Consider the following 22330-nt stretch of genomic DNA (forward strand, 5'->3'; position numbering starts at 1 on the left):
AAAACTATCGCATAATAATTCTATGGATCCAATGCTATAAAAAAGACCCTGTTTAATTATCACCACGACCAACTTACCCAAAAGGAACATTTCGTGAAAAAAAATATTGCTCAACTTTTATGCATACTGGCTTTGCAAACAACGCTCTGCACTGCGCAAGATTCAATCGAAAAATCTTGTTACATTAATAGATAATGCTTTTAATGCTCACCACGGAGACTTCTATTCACAGCTGCCAGAAGAAGAACTTGTTACGATAGCAAGCAATATTTTTACTTCTATGCCAAACGCCCCATATTTTCAAGAAGAAGAGCTTATTGCATTAATGGGAAAAGAAGGCATTTTTAAGTTTGTGCCAAATACCGACAAAAATCTTCAAAAACTTAGAAGCCTTCAACAATCATTGATCACCACATTGCGTGATTACAAAGTAACCGGCTATTCTTTCGCGGTAGATCCAAATTTTGCTTTTTTTATAGAAACGCAAAATCCAGAATTTACCGTTCAATACAAAGACCAAACTGGCAATATAAAGACGCGTAATTACCGAGCAAAGATCAATACAATAGGACTCAAACTAGAATTATCTCTTAAACTTGATTTGATCTTTTTTGTTAATACCGATATGAACTTTTTTGATTCAAACAAAGAAATTAAATTCGGCAACGGTATTGACGCTAACATTGCCATGCTTTTTGGCTGCGGCGTAACATACGCAAGCTTTGCAGATATGCCAGGCGGCATGCTCATTTTAAGCTTGCCACTCTTTTTTGCCGGCCCAAGCTTAAGCCTTGTAACTGGCGGCAGCTTAATTCCTGCATAATTTACAACGCAGCTTTAAACATCTTTTTTGCTTGAGCTGCCATATCACTGTGATCAACAAGAGGGGCTGGATAATCACTATCAGGCCTCTTTTCATTGTTGTACCAAGAATGAATTTGTTTAGGCGTCAAATTTTTAAGTTCAGGAATCCACTGCTTGATGTACTCAGCTTGCGGATCATATTTTTTTTGCTGCAGCCATGGATTAAAAATTCTAAAATATGGCTGCGCATCGCAGCCCGTCGACGCAGCCCACTGCCAGTTGCCATTGTTAACGGCAGGATCACAATCAACCAATTTCTGGGCAAAATATTTTTCGCCCAACCGCCAATCAAGATGCAAATCTTTTACTAAAAATGATGCTACCACCATCCGCACACGATTATGCATAAATCCGGTTTCATTCAACTCACGCATACCAGCATCAACAAGTGGAAAGCCGGTCATACCGTTGCACCACGCTTCAAAGTTTTTTTTACTTTTTGACCACGCAAGATGATTATATTTTTCACGAAACGCATGACCAAAAACATGTGGGAAATAAAAGACTATCGTCGTAAAAAAATCACGCCAATAAAGTTGTTTGAGCAGTACCGATTTACGGCCAAGCGTATCAGCTATCGCATAAAAAACTTCACGGACCGAGCAGGTACCAAATTTTAAATGCGCTGATAAATGAGTTGTAGCAAGCGCAGGAATATCCCGCTTTTTTGCATAATCTTTAAAATCATCAAGCGCACGTAAAATCTTAAGACAAGCTTTGCGACCGCCCTGCACCGCTGCTAACTTATTTGTTTTAATCGAAACTTTATCTTCAATGTTGTGAAAGCTTGTTGCAATGGTACCAGTAAAATAATTTTTGAATGCGTTACTACGCGGCTCTTCAACTTTTATCATCGACATCCGTTTATAAAATGGCGTAAAAATAGTGTACGGCTTGCCGTCTTTTTTTAGGCTTTTTTCAGGCGCATGCAACAAAACATCTGCGTGTGCTTGAAAAGCAACATCTTGAGATTTGCACACACGCTCAAGTGCATGATCACGCTTAATGCTAAATGGCGTATAATCCTGATTAATAAACACCGCATCAAGCTTAAGCTGAGTACAAAGTTTTTTTACCACATCTTCAGATTTACCATAAAACAAATATAAGCGACCATGTTTATGTTTTAATTGATCAGCAAGATCGTTCAATGATTCTATCATGAAACGAAGCGCATTTTCACTTTTATACTCGTTATCATCAACTTGACGGGGATCAAAAATAAAACATGGCACCACTTCTTCTGTTTGTTCTAATGCGGCCAAAAGACCCGTATTATCGTTCAAGCGCAAATCACGCCTAAAAATAAAAAGTGCGCGCGCATACTGCTTGGTCATCATTTTACACCCAATGAACCTTCAAAAACAATCTCCGCCAATGGCTTACGATCTGAAGGTTCTTCTTTTTTTTGCAGTTCTGCGGGTAAATCTTCTTTTTTTCCTGACTTACCAAGAGCAATCATTGCCAACACTTCATAGTCAGCCGGAATATTCAACTCAGCTTGTGCACGATTGTAATCAAAGCCTTCCATGCCATGCGCTATAAAACCACTCATACTTGCTTGTAACGCTAAATTTGCCCACGCAGCACCCGTATCAAATGCAAAAGTACGAGACGGTTTTCCATTAAATTCAAAGTTTTTATGCCCAACAACCACTACCAACGCAGCAGATTTATGTGCCCACAATTGATTAAAAGGAACCAAAAGATCAAATAATTTTTCCCATTGAGACGTTTGGCGTAGAGCATAAATAAAACGCCATGGTTGATTATTGTACGATGATGGCGCCCATTTTGCAGCTTCAAAAAGTGACATCAATTCTTCATGAGTGAAAGACTCACCAGACATTGCTCGTGGCGACCAACGTTCAAGAAAAATGTTAGCAATAGAATATTCAGCATGACGTTTATTCATCGCTTACTCCTTTTTGATTAAACAAATTTTTGAAAACTAAATCTGTCAAAACTTTGCGACCAGAAGGATACTCGCGCACTTGAAGATAATCAGGCAAATATTCTTTATTGCCAAGCTTGCCAATCGCAAACATTACTTCAATAGTATAATCAGGAGCATTAAGTAGATGTGCTGCCTGCTCATAATCAAACCCCTCAATTGCATGAACCACCAAATCCAGGCATGCAGCTTGCACCGCCAACAACTGACAAGCAGCTCCCGTCAACAATGAATTTTGGCGCACAACATCAACATATTCATTTTTTTCTGACAACACAATTAACAAAACATATGCTGGTTCGGCCCATCTTTGATTAAAAGGATTCAACAGATCAAAAAACTCCTGCCATCGAACAGAACCTTTTTTCGCATATACAAACCGCCATGGCGAACGCTTCAATAAACTATGCGCTTGTTGAGTCGCTTCGAAAAGCTTTGCAATCTGTTCGTCAGTAATTGGATCACTGGACAACGCACGCGGCGACCAACGATTTATTATCCGTTGATCAACAGGATACTCATTTTTTCTTGTTTTCATTTAAAGCCCTCGAATAGTTAAGATTCAAGTTTAAAGTTGAACCATGCCATTAGCAAGCGCTCATAAAAAAGGGTCGAACAAGTCGACCCTTTAATTTTTTTAGTAATTTAGTAAGTAGATTTTATTTTACAGATGCTGACGCTACTGGCTTTAAGCTTGCTAATTTAGCTTGATAATCTCTTAATTTTCCTGCTAAGCGAGCACGTCTTGCTCTTTCAATAGCGTGTTTCTTTTTCTTAACATCAGCAATTTTTGCCATCGTTTGCTTTTTTAAGCTTCTATTAGTTTGTTTTGAAGCTTTTGCTTGTAAGGTTTTAATTTCTTTATTGAGTTTCTCGATATCCGTTTTTTCTTGGATTGCTGTTTTATTATGTTCAGCTTCTTTTGTTTTGTCTATCACGCCACCTAAACTTGTAAATTGTGCTCTCACTTTTTTAATTTTATCACGCAAAACAGCTTCTGCTGAGGCTGCCTTTACATCGCTTGCTACAGCATCAACTGCCACACTTGCTGTATCAGCGTGAGCAATAGCCGAGGCAGCAGGAGCAATAGCTGCAACAATCTCTTCGTCAGTAGCATCTTGTGTTTTTTCAACACCAGCATTGCCCATTTGATAAAGTTCTCCTTCTGGCGTTAACAAAAATACCGTTCCTGCAGCATTGGCCGAAACATTGTTAAAACCGACAGCTTCTTGACCACTACTGTCTTTCATTTGTTCCCAAGTGCCATGCTTATAATGCCACACGTAATCTCTACCCTCACGCTCTTCAATAGCAAAAATACTGTCTTTGTTGACTACCGCGAGATTGGTCATTTTTTTACCATCTAAAATTTTCTTCCATGCGCCATTGTCAAGTAAAAAAACATCATTGTGAAGGTTAACTACTGCCACGGTATTATCAGCACCAACACTCACGGCAAGCGCATCCCCATTCGATTGAAGCTCAAAGCCACCATCTGATTGTAATTGATAAATACTCTTTGTTGTATCAACGGTAGCCCACACATTATCCCGACTACCAACATCGATGCGAGCAAACTTAACACCTTGGTTTACGCCGCCCACATCAACACTTGCCCATCTGTTAGCTTTTAAAACTTGACTAGCTAGCGCTTGAACAGTTGTACTTGCCACTGGTGCAGCACTAGCAGCTACCGCGGCAACAGCTGGCTGCGTATCTACAACACTTACTGTTTCTTTTTTTGAAGCAGCACTACTTTTTTTCGTAATTTTTCTTTTTTTCGTTTCAACACGATGAGCCCTTTTTTTAGCATCAGCAGGATGCGCTGCCTTGCCTTTTACCTTCTTTTTAGTTGTTTGAGCTCGACGATTTTTCGCAGGTTGTCCTTTTTTCTTCTCACTATTTTTTTTGTTTTTCGCTTTGCAGTAGGCGTTGCGTCAGCCGTCACTTCTTCGTCATCTTCTGGCGCATCTGCGCCAGAAGTACCAACCGCCAACATTGCCTGAGTTGTCATCGCGAACATAATCAAGAGGCTTAAAGGCCACCGTCCGATCCGTTTTTTATTCATTATTAATCCTTTCATCTTTTTTTAATTCTTTTTTATCTTTTTGATTTACTCGAGTTATTTTTTCTTGGCAACTCTTTGATCTCTCAAAGAAGCTGCTTTTTTAAGAGGCTTGCGCACCTTGCGTTTTTGAGCAACACGTCTTCGACTCTTTTTATCTTTTGATGCAACTGATGTTGCCTTTTTACGAGCAAGTCGTGCCTTCTTATTTTTAGCTTTAGCACTACGTGAAATTATTTTACCGCGAGCTTCTTCTTTCTGTGCTACTTTTTCAGTAAGCGCAACAACATCAAGAACTGGTTTTACAACAACTGCAGGAACAGGCACAACGGGGCCTTTATTTGCTCGTGGTGCACGCAAGGTGTTTTGTCCTTCACGAATAAACGTGTATACCAATCCTGAATCAGTAACGACATATACAACGCCGTCATCACCAGCTGCAACATCTTTGACTTTACCAAGATCTTTATCTTGCTGATCGAGCAATGCAACAACTTGCCAATCATCACCACTCAACCCACCATTTTTATCGTGATAAAGTTTACCATCTTTATCAACGGCCCATGCTTCAAAGGAACCTTGATGACTACCAGTTGTAATTTTAACAAAGCGCTTGTTTGTTTCCACTTTGCTAAATCCAACAGGAACAATGAATTTTGGTTGAACCGGACGAGCAGGACTGAAGGTAATGTTCTTAAATTCAGCACGACTTGAAAGATCACTCAAACCAACATAACGAACATCAGTAGCCGGCTTAGTGTCTTTCCATTCAATAAAAGAACGTTGACCAATTTCAGTACCCTTACCGGCAGAAACCTTCCCACTTTCATTAATCATAACCCAGTAATCATCCCACGCTTGACCTTCAAACGGAAGGCCACCACTCACGTCTGCATCACTATTGCCTGCATCATCAGCAGAAATTTCAAATACTGACTTACCATCTTTGAAAATTGCCGATTTAGTATTGCTTGTATGACCTATTTGAACTTCGTACGCAGGCCCATTGGCTGGATTCATCGTAGCAGCAAAAGCTATCGCTAAACCTTCAAGTGCACGCGCTTTGAACTTAACCCAGCCATAACCAGCTTCGGCTAACTTCCATTTTTCATGGTAAGCAACTGTTCGTTGTTGATAAAGTTCTGGAATGTACGTAAATGCAGCTCCACCAGCAACTGTTTCAGCACCAACAGGCTGTACAATTTCTATAGTAAATTTGGTTGACGCTAAGTCCGGCGTTGCAGCACGACCCTTACGATCTTTTTTAGTCCACAAACGACCAAAACCTATCGCGTGCAACTCATCACTCTTATGATCATTATCATCTTCATCGTCAATTTCAGCAGGTACTGTTTTATCAACGCCCATAGCAGCAAGATTCTTATCTTCATCTATTTTCTCAACACGATGTCCCTTGCGCATACTCTCACGAGAAAGAATATTTAAGAAACCGCCAGACGCTTGGTTATGCAACTGCACCACGCCAAGACTATCATCTTTGGCTGGAACAAGAGCCCAATGAACTCTCGTGTTTTCATCCTTTTGGAAAGCATCGCCCGAAAATAAAACTTCATGTGTTTTGGCTGCAGCGCTTAACGTATTACCAGCTGCATGGTATGACTTAAAGCCAATCCAATTGCCAAGTCTCATTACCACAAAACGACATTGCGGTTCTTTTGAATCGCTACCGGTTGGCATTAAATATTGTCCATCTTCCAAGCGGAGATATTTGCCCGCTTTGTCAGTACTTACAACCTTAATCGCTACCACCGTCCCAGCCTTTAAGCTTTGCAAAGCTGCAGTATCGCGTGGCGTAGGAATGATCCCTGCAATATCTTTTTCTAATTGAAGACGTCGTTTTTCTTTTTCTTCTTCACTCAAAACTTTTGGTTTAACTACAGCAGGACCAGCTATTACAGTAGGCGCTGGAGTTACTACAACTGTCGACCCTGGAGTTGCCGTTGATGCCGATGTAGCTGGTGCAGGAGCTGGTTTTGCTGATGACGGTTCTGGAGAAACAAGACCTGTATCTTTTATAACTTCAACAATAAATTTTTCTGCTTGAGTAACGCTTTTCGCAGGCTTATTACTTTTACCACGCGTCCAAACACGTCCACGTGACCAACTTTCGGAACGAACGCTCAAATACCCGCCCGTTGCTTCATTTTGTAATACCCAGTAATAACCTTCTTCTTCTGAGCCCATTTTCACTGGTTGCCAATGTTCCCACTTCATGAATGCAGCATTTTGAAATTGTACTGAATAAGGCGGATTGTCTTCGCCAACTTGAAGAACCGGACTACTTTGTAAACGAAATTTTGGCTCAGTTAATTTTTCAAAACCAACAAAATATCCCTCACGCAAAACTTTAAAACGAGAATTTTTATTATCAGAATTTTCAACACCAGGCGCCAAGAATTTACCATCAACAATATTAAGATACTTTCCTTGACCTGGACTTTTTGGATGAGATCTCAAGACAACGATATTACCCTCTTTAAATGGATAATCATCAGCATCTACTTCTCGCGCTTGTTCGGTTGCTTGTACACCAACAGACTTTATAATTACTATACTAAATGTTTCCCAACTATCTTTTCTGGCAGGCTGAGCTTTACCATCAACAACACGATGATCGCGTGTGTACAAACGTCCACCGTTTGACCATGGTTCTTGACGAACACTCAGATAGCCATCAGTTTCAGCATTCTTAAACCATACCTGTTTATTCAAACTACCAGTTACTTCTATGAACCAAAGAGACAACTTTGAGTGATCGTCATCAAAATTTTGGTTTTCAAAGCTAACTTCAAAGGAATCCTTAACGCTTTGCAAGTTATTATGTGGCGCAGCAACTTGTTGTAATCCAAAAATATCACCGTGGCGCAATATTTTAAATTGGGCATTTTGATCTTCGTTGACTTTTTTTAGTGAATCATGAACAGCTTTAAGATACTTGCCATCAACAACTGCCAAAAATTTACCTTTACCAGGACCTTTTGGATTAGATCGTATAGCAATAATCGTATCTTCAGGAAGAGCCTTTAAAATATTATGATTACGTTGCCACTCAGCTGAAATACGTTCTTTTTCTTTTTCTTCTAATTCTTTTGTATTGTTAAAAACAATAGGACGCCCACCAGGCCCATGCCCAAAAGCATGCCCAAAACCACGTGCCGCCAACTCTCCAAAAGTTGCAACCAAAATAAGGCTCAAAAAAAGCCCCCACCGTTGATTACTTTTCATCATACTCATAACAAACTCCCTTTCTAGATATACTCAACCTACTTTTTATTGCAAAAACTTTCCTTACTGTTTCAATGTAGCATTTTGAATCTTTCTTAAGTCAACAAAAAAATTTCTCTCTGCGAAAGTCATTCATTATTCTCTTTTTTTAGGTCGATTGAAAATAGAGCATGTAAAAAAAGGGTGGCTTGTAAGCTACAAGCCACCCTTTTTTAGAATTCTTGAAAATCATTTAACTACTTACGATCATGCTCAGATTTGTTTTCTTGAGATTTGCTCTCTTGATTTATCTTATCTTTTGCACGACTATCGCGCATATCGCGATCGTGACCACGGCCGACATGCTTATATTTATCATGATCACGCTCATGCCAGCGAACACGACCTTCGCGATGAGAATTTTCATGACGAGGACCACGCTCATGATGTTTTGAATCTTCATCATCATGGCCAACATGCTTATGTTTATCATGTCTCACATCGCGATCACCATGTTGATGAAAAGCTACTTCATCCTCGTTTTCTTCATCTTCAGTATCACGAACATGGCCATGAAATCTTTCTTGATGTCGAAGCTGACTATCTGAATCCCATGATTTACGCATTGACGGCACAGGACGGCGCCAATCAATTTTACGACGTACGCCACCATGCCCTTGCTCGCTGCCACTTTCAAAACCTTCAGATACGCCACCTCGAGAACCTTGAGGACGCATTGGACGGTACTCATCCCCATGAACTTCCATACCGCGGGCACGTTTCTCAGCTTTGAGTTGAGCAAGCTTAGCTCTTAATTTTGCATTTTTTTCAGCCAATTTTTGGGCTCTTAGCTGTTTTTTCTCACGATGCTTAGCACTTTTTACTTTCCTCTTACCGCTCTTATTTTTTCTTTTTCTTTTGTTTTTTTTATGTTTTTTTGAAGATTTTGAACTAGTCTGCGAATCTTGAGAAACTACGCCCTTAGTCACATCACTTGCTGAAGTACTCGTATCAGAGTCACTTTCACTACTCGATGGCACTGGCGTTGCAGGGACATGAACAGGAACATCTTGATCCAAATCATCAACAGCTGGTGCGCTCATATCGGTACCTAAATCATCTGCCACAAAACTCAAATCATCATCGGCAGCCACAGCTCTTATCGCCACGCCAAAATCTGCAAAAATAAACAAAAGACCCACCAAAAGAAATCCTTTGTTTTGTATTAATTTCTTCATAAAAATACCCCTTTTTCACCAGGACTTATTGTTCAATTATTACTATTTGAACAATAACATATTTTCAACCTGAAACTCAAATAAATAAGAAATTAACGAAGGGGCCGAAGCCAAACGAATAAAAAAAGGTCCTTTTCTCTTCAAAAAGGCCCTTTTTACAAAACTTAAAAAATAAGAAAATCTTCAGGATCGGTTAGCCACCAACTTTTCTTTAACAATCTCCCAAACCATTTCGACAGTTACTTCATCAACAACAGTTACTCAGTAGGAAAATGTAACGCTGCAAATCGTTATTAACCAAATTAATAGGCTCATTGCTCATAAAGGTTTTTACATTGTTTTTTCTACACAAATCTGCTAAAACTAAGGCAATATGACAAGGCATCTTTAAGTTTAAAAAAAGCCTGGAGCCCTTATGACAACGCGCACAAAAATAAAAAACGTTTCAGAAAAAAATATTAACTCAACAATGGTAATCAAGGGTTGGATTCGCTCAACCCGCACCCAAAAAAACTTCTCTTTCATTGCCGTAAACGACGGCTCAACCATGGCACCTTTGCAAGTAATTGCAGATTCTTCGGCCAAAAATTATGATACGTTACTTGATAAACTTGCCGTTGGCGCTGCCGTCATGATTGAAGGCACACTGGTCGCAAGCCAAGGCGGCAAGCAGGCGTTTGAGCTTAAAGCAAGCGCAATTGAACTGATTGGCGAATGCGACCCAGAAACGTATCCACTACAAAAAAAACAACACACCTTTGAATTTTTACGCACCATCGCCCACCTACGCCCACGCACTAACACCATTGGTGCCATCGCACGCGTTCGCAACGCACTCGCATTTGCTACGCATAATTTTTTTCAAGAACAAGGTTTTTTGTACGTTCATACGCCAATTATCACGCAATCAGATTGTGAAGGCGCCGGCCAAATGTTTCAAGTGACCACACTTGATTTAAACAAAGTACCAAAAAACGATAAAGGCACGCCAGATTATTCACAAGACTTTTTTGGCCGCCAAGCGTATTTAACGGTTTCTGGGCAGCTGAATGGTGAAACGTACGCCTGTTCACTTTCTGATATTTATACGTTCGGGCCAACCTTTCGTGCCGAAAATTCAAACACAAGCAGACATTTGGCAGAGTTCTGGATGATCGAACCAGAAATGGCATTCGCTAATTTAAAAGATGATATGACTTGCGCCGAAAATTATATCAAATATTGCCTGCGGAACGCACTTGATAATTGCCAGGAAGATTTAGAATTTTTCAATCGCTTTATCGACCAAGGCGTACTTAAGCGCCTTGAGCACGTTGTTAACAGCCCGTTTGAACATATTCCGTACACACAAGCAATCGAGTTAGTTCAAAAAGCAGACAAGAAATTTGACTACCAAGTAACATGGGGTTCAGATTTACAAACCGAGCACGAACGCTACCTGGCAGAAGAATATTGCAAGCGGCCAGTAATTGTTACCGACTATCCAAAAGATATTAAATCTTTTTATATGCGCTTGAATGATGACAACAAAACAGTTGCCGCCATGGACGTTTTGGTACCAGGCGTTGGAGAACTGATTGGCGGCAGCCAACGTGAAGAGCGTCTTGATGTCTTAAAAAAACGTATGGCTGAATGCAACATTAACGCTGATGATTATTGGTGGTACATGGAATTGCGAACCTTTGGCAGCATTCCACACGCAGGATTTGGGCTTGGCTTTGAACGCTTAGTACAATTTACTACTGGCATGGAAAACATCAGAGACGTTATTCCATTCCCTCGTTCACCAAAAAATCTTTCTTTTTAAGTCATAAAAAAATCGGCAAGGTTTACAAACCTTGCCGATTTTACCAAAATTTGAGCACGTATTTATTCACAGCACGAATCAGTCGAACAACACGGGTTTACCATCTGAAAACGCGGTATTTTCATGCCCTTAAAATCAATATCTTCCATAAACATTTCAAGCGGCCGCACCCATAAAGCATCTTTGCCAAAGCCTTCACTTTCATACAATGCTTGATATAAAACAAGTTTTTCAAGCGTTTCTGAATGATTAACGACACCCAAAACTTTGTAACGCTTGCCCTTATAGTGCTGATAAATACCCGGTCTTACGATCATAAAAAACCCCTTACATCTAAGAAAAACGACTCTTTCTACAAAATTATATCATATAATTGGCCCCCTCACCACATCACAAATCTCATTAAAATTCTGTCTGTCATCAAAACTCAAAAGGGGGGCCAGGATTCAATGCAAAATAACCAAATCATCAAAACCATTTTCTTACAACCCTCATTTTGAGAGACTGACAAGGTAGGGTTTATTTTTCTCAAGGGGATTTTTTAGGGAGAACGTTATGTCAAAAATCAATCGCTTTTTATTACTCTCTTCATTTTTTGCGGTTTCATTAATGCACGCAACAACCAACGTAGATGCAGCAACACGCATGGCGCCAGTTCGTAGCAGCATTAACGACTTTGTGTTAAGCACACACGGTTATGGCTACAACAACCCAGAAGCATTACACAAAATGGCTTGCCTTGCACACAAACGAGCACAAAATGAAGTTAACAAATCATGGCTCTTTGATGAAATTGCTTTGTTCTTTGCAATGCTTTGGGAAGAACTCACTGGACACTTTTTCAACTATGATCAATCATCATCAAACGATGCAACAAATGCCGTCGCTGATCCAATAACAGACCCTGCCACCCTAGAGCATTTCGTTGAAACAACATTAGAGCCCATCACAACAGAAGTTTTTACTGAATATACACCCGTAGACGTAGCATACGCTGATGAATTTTTAGAAGAACAAGAAATTATAATCGACGAAGAAATACTAGCAGCAGAAGAAACTATCAATTCTGAAGAAGAAGCAGCAGAAGAAGAATCTGCCGAAGAATTCAATCATCAAGACTCCATAGCCACAATCAACATTGAAGCCAAAGCTGACGAAGAAGAAATTGCGCTTGAAAACCTCATTGAACTTGAACAAGCAATGTTTGACTATTTACAAGAAACTAATTCAATGGTTGAAGAAATCACCAGCGCAGCAGGTGCAGGAACAGAAGAAGAATCAGACCTATCTTTTGAAGATGATTTTGACAGCTTACTTTATCACATTGATGATGAAACGATCGAAATTATTATTCAAGATATGATTGAAAGCTTTTTTCAACCTTATGAATATGACGAAGAAATTAATAGAGCGACAACACACAAAGAAGTTGTTGAAAAAGCACGCAAGGTTATTTTTGCCATCAGAAATGCTGCTCGCATCCGCAACGCTTAATAATTTGTCACTAAAAAAGGCCGGGAAGTTTCCGGCCTTTTTTTAATTCTTATCTTTTAATCTCGTTACGCTACTTTTTCCGAATCTCCACTAACCTTCAAAACTGAAGAACTTGAGCTACTCGAACTACTCATAGAACTCGCACTACTTGGGCTCATTGCAGGACTTGAGCTACCTGAGCTCGATGAACTACTTGGAGAGCTTGCATCAGCCGAAGTAAAAATCGGAGCAAATTTTGACCAGCCGTCAAACGGATCTTCCTGTTCATCTAGTTTTTCCTCTCTCCCACCTGATAAACTAAGCTTTTCAATCTCACGTCTTGATCTTTCTTCTTCTCGTTCACGCTCTGCTCGATCATTGACTCTTTCGCGTCTTTCTCTTTTTGCATTTTTTTCGCGCTCTTCTTTTTCTTCAATGACTCGTAATTCAGCATCCTTTTGCTGCCATAAATTCAAAACAAATCTACAATCATTGATATTCCCAAAAAACTGCTCCCAACCACCACAGACAGAGCAAAAGTCAAAAAACGCAAGTGCCACAGCTGGTTGAAAACGCTTGATTGTTGCTATGTTATTAGCATCATCCAAACAAGCTTCATATTTTCCTGCATCAATCACCCCAACCGAGTAACCCCAAGAAATCCATGCCGGCTGTATAGTCTGCACCCAAACACAAGGAAGAAAATCAAATTGTCCATTAGACCCAAGAGAAAAAAACCATTGCTTAACATCTCTAACCGTATCTTGAAAAGAAACACTGCCAAAAAGTTGTTTACGCAACTCATAATGATTCAACCACACTTGATTAACTTTACTTTTAAAATACTGATACTTAGTAACAAGAGCACTATCCTCGCCAAAAAGTTCAATATACGTCGTCGCATCAAGGCAAACACGCATTAAAAATTGCATAATTTTTTTCATGAAATAAGGCCCATGCTGATGCGCATCAAATCCTTCAAAAGGATTTTTTATTTGCCAATCAGCATTTCGTGCATCGAAATATAAGCATAAAGCATCACCGTTTTCGGCTTGCTTACGAACCCAGGATAAAGCGTCATTACTCCTTTGTTGTTCTATAAAAAGACGCAATCTTGCATTCAGTTCTTGATAATCGCCATGATCCAGCAAAACATCCATTTCTCCGGCATTAAACTTTTTGCCTGCAGCACTCAATAACGAAACAGAAAAAAGACACGCAATCATTACAAAAAAAAATCCAATTCGATGTTTTTTTATTATTTGCATTACAACACTCCTTCATCAACTGCAACTTTCAAACCCAACAACAAAACATGCGTTTTCAATTTATCTTATCCATTCCTCCTTGATTTGCTTTGTTGAAAAAAACAACTTGTCATACTAGTCACCAACAAAGACATTCACTGCCTTGTTCTGCTTCAATATGTTGACACAATTTTTCAAAATCATGAAAACCAAGATCGTCAGACAACTTAAAAATATATTGAAGTTGATTAAATAAAAGCACGAAAAAATAGATACATATGATTTTTTTACAAAAAAAATAATCTGAACATTCTGGATTTATCTTATGCACAAGATAATGAACTAATAAAATTGGAAAACAAGAAGTAATTGAGAAATAACATATGAGAAAAAACATGGCTAATATTTTCACAATACATTACCTTACCTTCCTCTTCTTTCTCTCTTTCTATGCGCCAATTTTTACATATTTTTTCAAGGCACTTGCAAGGCGTTCAGTTGCTAGAGTATAAGACTCTTTTCGTGTAAAAATCAATGGCTCCCCAAAAATTATCTCTACCGTCCCTCGCGCGTGTGGCATAAGTTGCGCATAAGAACAAATCGATTGCGTACCAATAATAGTAACCGGAACCACCGGCACACCCATTTCTATCGCAATCAAACCAGCTCCAGGCTTAAGTGGTAACAACTCGCCCGTTTCACTCACTTTCCCCTCGGGAAATAAAACCACTGATATATTTTTATCGAGCAAGCGACCAACCGTATCAAGCCCATGCTGAATATTTTCTGCCTCATGACGCGGAAATGGAAATGCATAAAATAAAAATTCGGCTAACCATGCTCCCCACGCAAATTCTTGATACAAAACATCAGAAGCGGCAGCAAATGCTAAACGAAAACGCACGCGCCATGGCAATGCAGCAATAAGCGCCAGCGGATCAAGATAGCTTGTGTGGTTTGGCATAAAAATTACGGGACCTTTAAGATTGTGCACATTCTCAAGCCCACGCACGCGCACGCACATAAACAAACGAGAAATTAATAGAAAAAAACTTTGCAAAAGAACACGCATTACGCGCACTGCCAACCACGCAGGCCATTTTTTGATGGGCGGCATTTGTTTAACTGGCTCTTTTTTTGCAATCATCGCTTCAATATCAGCAACTGTCGTTTTTAACGTCAAGGCGCTTTCATCAATAGCGGCAGCAAAATTTTGTTCAACACGCATAATCAATTCAACCGTCAAAAGAGAATCAAATTGAAGCTGACCGAGCGTTGTTGATTCATTAATTTTTTCAATATCTCGACCGCTCATTTGCGCAATCATACGCATGAGTGGCGATTTAAAAGATTGCGCTTGGTCAACTAGTTGATTGCCAGTAACTGCAATAACTTTTTTCACTTCTTCTTTTTTAATTTTACGCGTAGAAGTTCGCGGAAAATCACTATCGCACCACAATGACCATCCACTAATTTGCTGATACGAAGTCAACTGATTATTAGCCAGCGCAACAATTTCTTCCGCTGTTTTTTTTGTCTGCTCATCAAGCAACAAGACAGCATGAATCTCAACATGACCACTTGGCAGTTCAAGACCCAAAATACAACTATCCCTCACTCCGTCAATTTGATTAAGTTCTTCTTCAATATCTTCTGGAAAAACATTTTGTCCCCCAGAACCAAGAATCATATATTTTTTTCTGCCATCTAAAAATAAAAAACCATCACTATCAAGATGGCCCATATCGCCGGTTTTAAACCATCCATCGCTGGTGAATGCTTCGCGCGTTTTTTCTTCATTCTTAAAATAGCCCTGAAACACATTTGGCCCTTTGGCCAAAATTTCACCGTCATCGGCTATCGACAATTCAATGCCTGGCAAGACTTTACCAACAGAACCAGGTCTATGGCTTTGCAATGAATTGTACGTCAACACCGGCGATGTTTCGGTCAGGCCATAACCTTGCAAAATCATAATGCCAAAAGACTGCCACTTTTTTTCTAACAATGGATCGAGCGGAGCGCCTCCGCACGCAATAATATCGAGTTTGCTGCCAAGAGATTTTAAAACTGGTCGAAAGAGTAAACGAGAAAACCATATCATACCACAGGCCTGAGATAGTTTTTGCATACGTTCAAATAATTTTTTCTTGCCACGCTGCTCGACATCATTCTCAATTTTTTCCATAAATACTTTTAAAAATTCAGGTACCACAATGAGCTTGGTAATCTGATATTCTTGCAAAAGAGAACGAATGGCGGTATGCGAGTGGGCATAAATAATATGCGCAGACAAATACGACGGCAAAAATAAACCAATCGTCTGTTCTAAAATATGACTCAATGGCAAAAGAGACAAGATACGTTCACGCCCAACAAAAGGAAAAACTTGTGCAACTGCCTGCATATTTGAATACAAATTTTTGTGCGTCAGCATAACACCCTTAGGATCTCCCGTAGTACCAGACGTATACAATATTTGCATAAGATCATCTTGACAAGCTTGGTACTCATGCATTGCAGCCCCGTCCAAATCAGCTACAAGTTCTGAAAGTAATTCCATATCAAATGTTTTAATAGAACCACAATCTTGCCTAAAAAAAGTATATTTAAAAAGTAACTTTGCTTCCGTTTGTTCAACAATTTTTTGCACCACCTTGCCCAAACTTTGTATCGTCAGCGGCACCATAACAGCCCCGCGCAACAAACAACCCCACATGACACAAACCCAATACGGAGAGTTTGGCGCAACAATCACCACACGATCTCCAGGATTCACCCCTTGCTGCTCTAAAAAAACGGCAACCTTGCGCGACAATTCATACACTTGCGAAAAAGTAAGTGATACAGTTCGATACCCCATCCGCATCGTCAACGATGGGTCATGAGGAAAATTTTGAGCATTATGCTTAAGAATAGACGTCAAAATCATGAGCAAACACCAGGTTAGATATTATAAAAATTATTAAGCTGAAAGCTATCATCTCAACAAACAAAGAGTCAAGAGTCAATGTACATCGTAATACCACCCACAAAAAAATAGCTCGCCATGACGCGAGCATGTAAAAAATAAAGGCAACAAAACTTTATTAAAAAGTCGTTGTCTACATAAAAATCACTGAGCGCGTTGCCAGCTTATTTCTACATAACTCAATAATTTTTATCTGGCAACACACTCAAGCTAATAATTGTGGAGAAGGATACTAGGTTCTGTTGACTTTTCATCGTAACCATAAAATTGCTCCAACAAAAGAAACGAACGATAAGTAATTCTGGGCCTTTTTGTCAAAGCGAGAAAAGACATGTCTGAAGTGTTTGATTTTAGAGAAAAAACATTCAACGAGATGTCTTTCTTTGTAAAGATGCTCATCATATTCATACTGAATCTTTCTGTTAGATCGAGGCGGAATAACAACCGTACATTTTTGATTATTTAACAAAGTTCGTAATGCATCAGAATCATAACCTCGGTCGGCTATCACACAAGAATTTTGGGGTTGCTTTGAGCAGGGTTTCAGCTTGCGTTATGTCATTTCTTTGACCAGGAGTTATTATAATTTTTAGTGGGTTGCCCAAGGCATCCACTGTCGCATGAATTTTTGTAGTAAAACCACCTTTACTTCTTCCCAAGCCTTCTTCACTTTGTTTGCCATAACCCGCTGCGCAAGGATGCGATCTTACTATTGTGGCATCAATCATGACGTATTCAAGGTCGGGGTCGTCAGCACAAAATGTTAACAATTTTTCAAAATTTTCTTTTTACTCCACACATCAAATCGCTTGAATACGCTATTCCAGTTGCCATAACGGTCAGGCAGTTCTCGCCATTGAGCGCCTGTTTTTAAAATCCAATACACACCCACTATGAACCTCTTACAAAGACCTTCATTTCTAACATAAATACCTTTTTCTTTTTTAAGAAACTGATATATTTTCCGCCACGCTTCATTTGTGATATACTCTCTTTGCATGATAACGCCTTTTTGAGTTTTTAATAAACTCGTTTTTTTTGTTGGTGTTATCATGCACTCAAATCACATTTTTGAAAAGTCAACAGAACCTAGCTTATTTTGCTAATAAATATCTTTCTGCCAATGCTGCTACAGGAACAGCGAAGGTAAGTACATAAAGAAGGTTCAATCCATGAGTGGAAACATGTCCAAGATCACCCAAAACAAACCATGCTCCAATAACGGTAAATACAAGGCCACAGAACATTTTAGGATTCCAGAGTTTGCATTTGTCTTTCTTTGAGCATTCCATATGACAGCTCAATTTGCTAATACCAAGTAACAAGACAGCCCAGCTCCAAAACATTCCTTTAACGGCAACCATACCAAGATTGTCTAACATGAACATAAGACCAAGAACGGCAAAAAGGGCAAGGCCTAACGTAGGCCAATTACGATGTTCCATAACTCTCTCCTTATTGTGAAACACACACTTATACACCAACTTACTTTATTAAGTCACTTTTAATTAATCATAACTTTTTCTCAGCATAATAACTCAAACATGAATACGCAATTTTATCTAAACAAAATAATATTATTCTGATTTTAGCGCCATTTTTTTAATAAAAAAAAGAAAGGACAATATTTTTTTTAAGAAAACATTGTCCTAAAATTAAACAAATATTGAATTAAAATTGATAATCAAAAAAATTTTAAAAATTAAATCATACCAAAAATGACCGCCTATTGCCCGGCCAGGCCAGCAAGTAAATGTCCTATGCCATAAGCGGCCATTGCCGCAAAGCCACCAATACCAAGCATCTCAAAACCAGACTTAACCCAGTCTTTTCCGGTAACCTGAACTTTCATAGCACCCAAACAAAATAACGTAATCGCGGTTAAAAAACAGGCAATAAGAAACGTATGTTTTATAACTTCAGGAAAAATAAACGCAATAATATAAACCGTCAACGGCACAATACCAAAAACAATAAACGACAAAAAAGTGTACAACGATTTTATGAACAACGATTCTTCAACCGTCACAATCCCTCGTTCAAGCAATGTCATGGAAATAAAGGAATTTTTATTACCAGCAAGCAACGAAACCATCTGGAGAGACTCTTGTTCGTTAAATCCTTTACCAACGTATGAATTTATCAGGCGCTGTTTTTCTTGATCAAAATCAGAATGAAAAATACTCTCCGCATGTACTTTTTCGCGTTGCTTGTATTCATTTTCAGCACGAGAACTAACATACTCACCAAAAGCCATTGAAATGCCATCGCCTATCAAATTTGCAAATCCAAAAATAAGAATAATGCCAGGATTGAGAGACGCTCCAGATGCACCAGCAACAACAGCAAACGTCGTTACAATACCATCAAGTCCACCATACACTATACTTTTTATATACTTACCATGAAATGATTTTACTACATTTTTAAAATCGCTCATCAATATCCTTTCTTAGTTTATTTTAAGTCAACCCCATTTGCCGAACAACTATAAAATGTTTGGAAGAATGCTGCAAGAAAAATTCATTTCTCAATCAAAATAATAAAAATCTTGTATTAAGAAAATCATCCATTTTATGGTAGGGACTAATAATCAAGATACAAAAATTAAGTACCTTTTTCACCCATTTTAAGGAGTTTTTTTATGATCAATTTCAAGAGATTAGCCCTTGCTATCTTGTTAATACAAGCATCCCTACCCAGCAGTTCACCTCAAGAGTTCAAAGGAACAAGTAAAAAAGTCTCTAGGTCAGCATGTAAAAAAACAGAAGAATTAAACAACAATCAACACAGAGTTGCATTTCCTCCTCTACCACGCATTATACCTCGTGTTTCACGTGGGCGCACCACACGCAAAGCCAATACAAAAGCGATTGAAGTTGCACGCTATCCTGAACTCAGGACATTTGATTTTACCGAAGAAATAATCAACACCGAAGAATTTTTACGTGTCGCTCAACCAGCACCAGTAATAAAATTTGAAGTTGATTCACTTGATATCGCCAATACTTTCCCACCAGATTGTACTGGCGTTGCAGGCCCTGACCAATTTGTTGTTTTTGGCAACAACATTATCAAAAGTTTTGATAAAAATACTGGTCAAGCTGATGGCGGTATTGATATCAACCCAAGTGCTTTTTTTAGTTATCTTACGTCTAACCCAATCAGTGGACCACGCATTCATTATGACCGCTTGAGCGGACAATGGATTTTACTGGCAATAGATTATGATGTATCTACTTATGACAACAACAAGATCTTACTGGCGATTAGCAACGAAAGTTTCATAACGCCATATACCTACTGGTACTTTTACTCCATCAACGTTGGTCCTAGTATCTTTTTTGCTTTCCCAACACTTGGCGTTGATAGTCAAGCAATCTACATTGGCGGACATACCTACAGCAACACCAACAGCGGCGTTGTGTTTGTTGTACGCAAGAGCTCGGTGCTCAGCGGTGGCTCAATGGTTTACACACGCTTTGATAACTTAATTGATTTTGAAACATTTCATGGACCATTTGTACCACAAGGCGTTAATAACTTTGATACTAATTCAACTGATGGTTACTTTATTGGTGTTGATAACGCAAACTTTGGCATGCTCACCATGCGTCGCATTTACAACCCAGGCGGAACACCAACCATCTCAGAAAACATTTTAATCAATGTCCTTTCAACAACTTACCCACTTCTTGTACGTCATCTTGGTAATGAAAATGGCTACTTTGGAAGACTTGATAGCATTGACGATCGTTTGACGTGTGCTTATGTGAGAAACAACAGATTGTGGACAGTACACAACATAGCAACTGATAACCAAGGCATTAGTTCTAATGCAGTAAATTTAACACGCACCTCAAGCAGATGGTATGAACTTGATGTAAGCAGCGAAGGAACCCCAGCACTTATTCAAGCAGGAACCGTGTTTGATGAAACTCCAGAAGACCTCACCACCGACAACATATCATACTGGATTCCCTCTCTTGCCACATCAGGCGCTGGACATATGAGCCTTGGGTGCAACGTTGCAGGCCGCCAACGTCATGCCGATGCCGTTACAGTTAGTAGACTAGCAACAGATCAACTTGGAACCACACAAAAACATCGCAATATAACCACAACCCCATTTGCTTACAATCCTGCAGCAAATCCTGGTGGTCAATTTGGCCGAGCATGGGGAGCTTATTCTTTGACATCAGTAGATCCATGCGATGATATGACCATGTGGACTATTCAAGAATATTGCAATGCTGAAAATAAATGGGGTGTTATTGTACAAAAGCTCATAGCACCACCACCAGCAGTACCGGTAGAAGTATCTCCCGTCAAAGTACCAACCAACCAAGCATCCGTCGTTATCAGAGTACAAGGACTTGATAAAAAAGGATCAGGATTTTTTGATTCTGGTAATGGCTTTGAATGTAGATTACAAGTAGATATTTCTGGCGGCGTTATTGTTAATAATACAACCGTTATTGATAAAAATACCCTTGAACTTAATATCTCAACCGTAAATGCTCCGGTTGGTTCAAAGACGGTAACCGTAACCAATCCTGATGGACAATTTGCACGAGGACAAAGTATTTTAACAATCTGTCCTCCTGAAAATATTCTTTAAAAGAAACTTTTTGCCCACTCGCTCCAAGAATCTTGTTGAACATTTTTAAAAAACTCTTGCCAGGACGATGGTACTGCATAATCCAGTACCATCGCCTGTCTTTTTAAACGTGCTTCTTTCACCAAACCAGCATAGGTTTTAAATATATTTTTCGCATTATGCGATGGTGAATCAAAATTAATAGTAGTTTGACCACTAAAACAACACATTAATATCCATGCAGGATTTGGTAAATGGTCATAATCAACTTTCTCTTTTGCAATAGCTGCTACTTGCTCAAAAACATATTTACACGATGCACTTTTAATCCGATCAATGTATGGCCTCAACCAATACCAGTATTTCCATTTTAACAATCTATAAACTTTTGCGGCTTTTTCATGCGGCTCAAGAACCAAAGACACGGCAGCATAATCTTCTTGCACACGCAACAAAGAAAGAATTATGTAGATAAACATGGTATTTAATTCATCCGTTGAAAGCATATTCCCTTTTTTTAACCGTTGTACGTAACCGCGCACCACCATGTACATCATAGGCACATGTTTATGGGAACTTGCACCCTGTAAAATAAACCCAACCATATCAGATTGCTGGTCAATTTCGGTATAATAATAAGCGTACGGCATCAATTGACTATAATTTTCATCAGCCAAAAGTTCGGCCAACTGCTTAGGCGTCCCAGAAGTCCACTGCCCTGGGCATTCATACGAAGACGAAAAATAACCCGCCCCAACAAGAAAAGAAGGCGTTCCTACAAATATGCCCCCAACAAGCAGAAAAAATCGTACCCACGTAAGCTTCATAGAAACTCCTTCTCTCTATTCGTGCGATAAATATTTGATATGAAAATTCACGTTTTACA

Annotated in this window: 17 protein-coding genes and 1 pseudogene; 4 read left to right on the forward strand and 14 right to left on the reverse strand. The window is 39.2% G+C overall.

Annotated features, from left to right (window positions below):
- Positions 1 to 106 precede the first annotated feature (106 nt).
- Positions 107 to 823: a hypothetical protein gene (locus IPF37_01180; GenBank protein ID QQR49443.1), complete on the forward strand. Its 717-nt coding sequence runs from the start codon at positions 107 to 109 to the stop codon at positions 821 to 823.
- Position 824: 1 nt separating this feature from the next.
- Here the strand turns inward: IPF37_01180 and IPF37_01185 are convergent, their stop codons facing one another.
- From IPF37_01185 to IPF37_01215, 7 genes are all read right to left on the reverse strand, one after another.
- Positions 825 to 2201, reverse strand: coding sequence for a deoxyribodipyrimidine photo-lyase (locus IPF37_01185; GenBank protein QQR49835.1), 1377 nt, complete (start codon positions 2199 to 2201; stop codon positions 825 to 827).
- Positions 2201 to 2779: a nitroreductase family protein gene (locus tag IPF37_01190; GenBank protein ID QQR49444.1), complete on the reverse strand. Its 579-nt coding sequence runs from the start codon at positions 2777 to 2779 to the stop codon at positions 2201 to 2203. Before IPF37_01190 ends, IPF37_01185 begins: the two co-directional genes overlap by 1 nt.
- On the reverse strand, positions 2772 to 3356 hold the full coding sequence (locus IPF37_01195; GenBank protein ID QQR49445.1) for a nitroreductase family protein: 585 nt from the start codon (positions 3354 to 3356) through the stop codon (positions 2772 to 2774). The genes IPF37_01190 and IPF37_01195 overlap by 8 nt, the downstream gene beginning before the upstream one ends.
- 121 nt (positions 3357 to 3477) lie before the next feature.
- The gene (locus IPF37_01200; protein QQR49446.1) at positions 3478 to 4491 is read right to left on the reverse strand and encodes a hypothetical protein; all 1014 of its coding nucleotides are present in this window, start codon (positions 4489 to 4491) and stop codon (positions 3478 to 3480) included.
- A 164-nt stretch (positions 4492 to 4655) separates the two neighbouring features.
- Positions 4656 to 4886, reverse strand: coding sequence for a hypothetical protein (locus IPF37_01205; GenBank protein ID QQR49447.1), 231 nt, complete (start codon positions 4884 to 4886; stop codon positions 4656 to 4658).
- 54 nt (positions 4887 to 4940) lie between these two features.
- The gene (locus tag IPF37_01210) at positions 4941 to 8138 is read right to left on the reverse strand and encodes a hypothetical protein (protein QQR49448.1); all 3198 of its coding nucleotides are present in this window, start codon (positions 8136 to 8138) and stop codon (positions 4941 to 4943) included.
- 227 nt (positions 8139 to 8365) lie between these two features.
- Positions 8366 to 9346, reverse strand: a complete 981-nt coding sequence (locus tag IPF37_01215) for a hypothetical protein (protein QQR49449.1) — start codon at positions 9344 to 9346, stop codon at positions 8366 to 8368.
- Between the two features lie 415 nt (positions 9347 to 9761).
- On the opposite strand from IPF37_01215, the gene asnS reads away from it, so the two are divergent.
- Positions 9762 to 11153, forward strand: coding sequence for an asparagine--tRNA ligase (gene asnS / locus IPF37_01220; GenBank protein QQR49450.1), 1392 nt, complete (start codon positions 9762 to 9764; stop codon positions 11151 to 11153).
- A 62-nt stretch (positions 11154 to 11215) separates the two neighbouring features.
- Here the strand turns inward: asnS and IPF37_01225 are convergent, their stop codons facing one another.
- A complete protein-coding gene (locus IPF37_01225; protein ID QQR49451.1) occupies positions 11216 to 11470 on the reverse strand; it encodes a DUF1653 domain-containing protein in 255 nt (84 codons plus the stop codon).
- A 238-nt stretch (positions 11471 to 11708) separates the two neighbouring features.
- Here IPF37_01225 and IPF37_01230 point away from each other — a divergent pair, with 238 nt between their 5' ends.
- On the forward strand, positions 11709 to 12647 hold the full coding sequence (locus tag IPF37_01230) for a hypothetical protein (protein ID QQR49452.1): 939 nt from the start codon (positions 11709 to 11711) through the stop codon (positions 12645 to 12647).
- A gap of 65 nt (positions 12648 to 12712) precedes the next feature.
- Here the strand turns inward: IPF37_01230 and IPF37_01235 are convergent, their stop codons facing one another.
- The 5 genes and pseudogenes from IPF37_01235 to IPF37_01255 all read right to left on the reverse strand — a co-directional run bounded on the left by IPF37_01235 (position 12713) and on the right by IPF37_01255 (position 19284).
- Entirely contained in the window at positions 12713 to 13894 is a 1182-nt protein-coding gene (locus tag IPF37_01235) for a hypothetical protein (protein QQR49453.1), read from the reverse strand.
- A 427-nt stretch (positions 13895 to 14321) separates the two neighbouring features.
- Positions 14322 to 16805: an AMP-binding protein gene (locus tag IPF37_01240; protein QQR49454.1), complete on the reverse strand. Its 2484-nt coding sequence runs from the start codon at positions 16803 to 16805 to the stop codon at positions 14322 to 14324.
- A gap of 289 nt (positions 16806 to 17094) precedes the next feature.
- Positions 17095 to 17844: pseudogene (locus tag IPF37_01245) on the reverse strand (IS5 family transposase).
- A gap of 94 nt (positions 17845 to 17938) precedes the next feature.
- On the reverse strand, positions 17939 to 18289 hold the full coding sequence (locus IPF37_01250) for a hypothetical protein (GenBank protein QQR49455.1): 351 nt from the start codon (positions 18287 to 18289) through the stop codon (positions 17939 to 17941).
- 281 nt (positions 18290 to 18570) lie between these two features.
- Positions 18571 to 19284 (reverse strand): VIT1/CCC1 transporter family protein, encoded by a 714-nt coding sequence (locus IPF37_01255; GenBank protein QQR49456.1) that lies wholly within the window; start codon positions 19282 to 19284, stop codon positions 18571 to 18573.
- Positions 19285 to 19488: 204 nt separating this feature from the next.
- On the opposite strand from IPF37_01255, the gene IPF37_01260 reads away from it, so the two are divergent.
- Positions 19489 to 21465, forward strand: a complete 1977-nt coding sequence (locus IPF37_01260; protein QQR49457.1) for a hypothetical protein — start codon at positions 19489 to 19491, stop codon at positions 21463 to 21465.
- Here IPF37_01260 and IPF37_01265 read toward each other — a convergent pair.
- On the reverse strand, positions 21462 to 22271 hold the full coding sequence (locus IPF37_01265; GenBank protein QQR49458.1) for a hypothetical protein: 810 nt from the start codon (positions 22269 to 22271) through the stop codon (positions 21462 to 21464). The genes IPF37_01260 and IPF37_01265 overlap by 4 nt on opposite strands.
- Positions 22272 to 22330: the final 59 nt, after the last annotated feature.

It is taken from the genome of bacterium (genome assembly GCA_016699045.1).
Lineage (GTDB): Bacteria > Babelota > Babeliae > Babelales > RVW-14 > AaIE-18.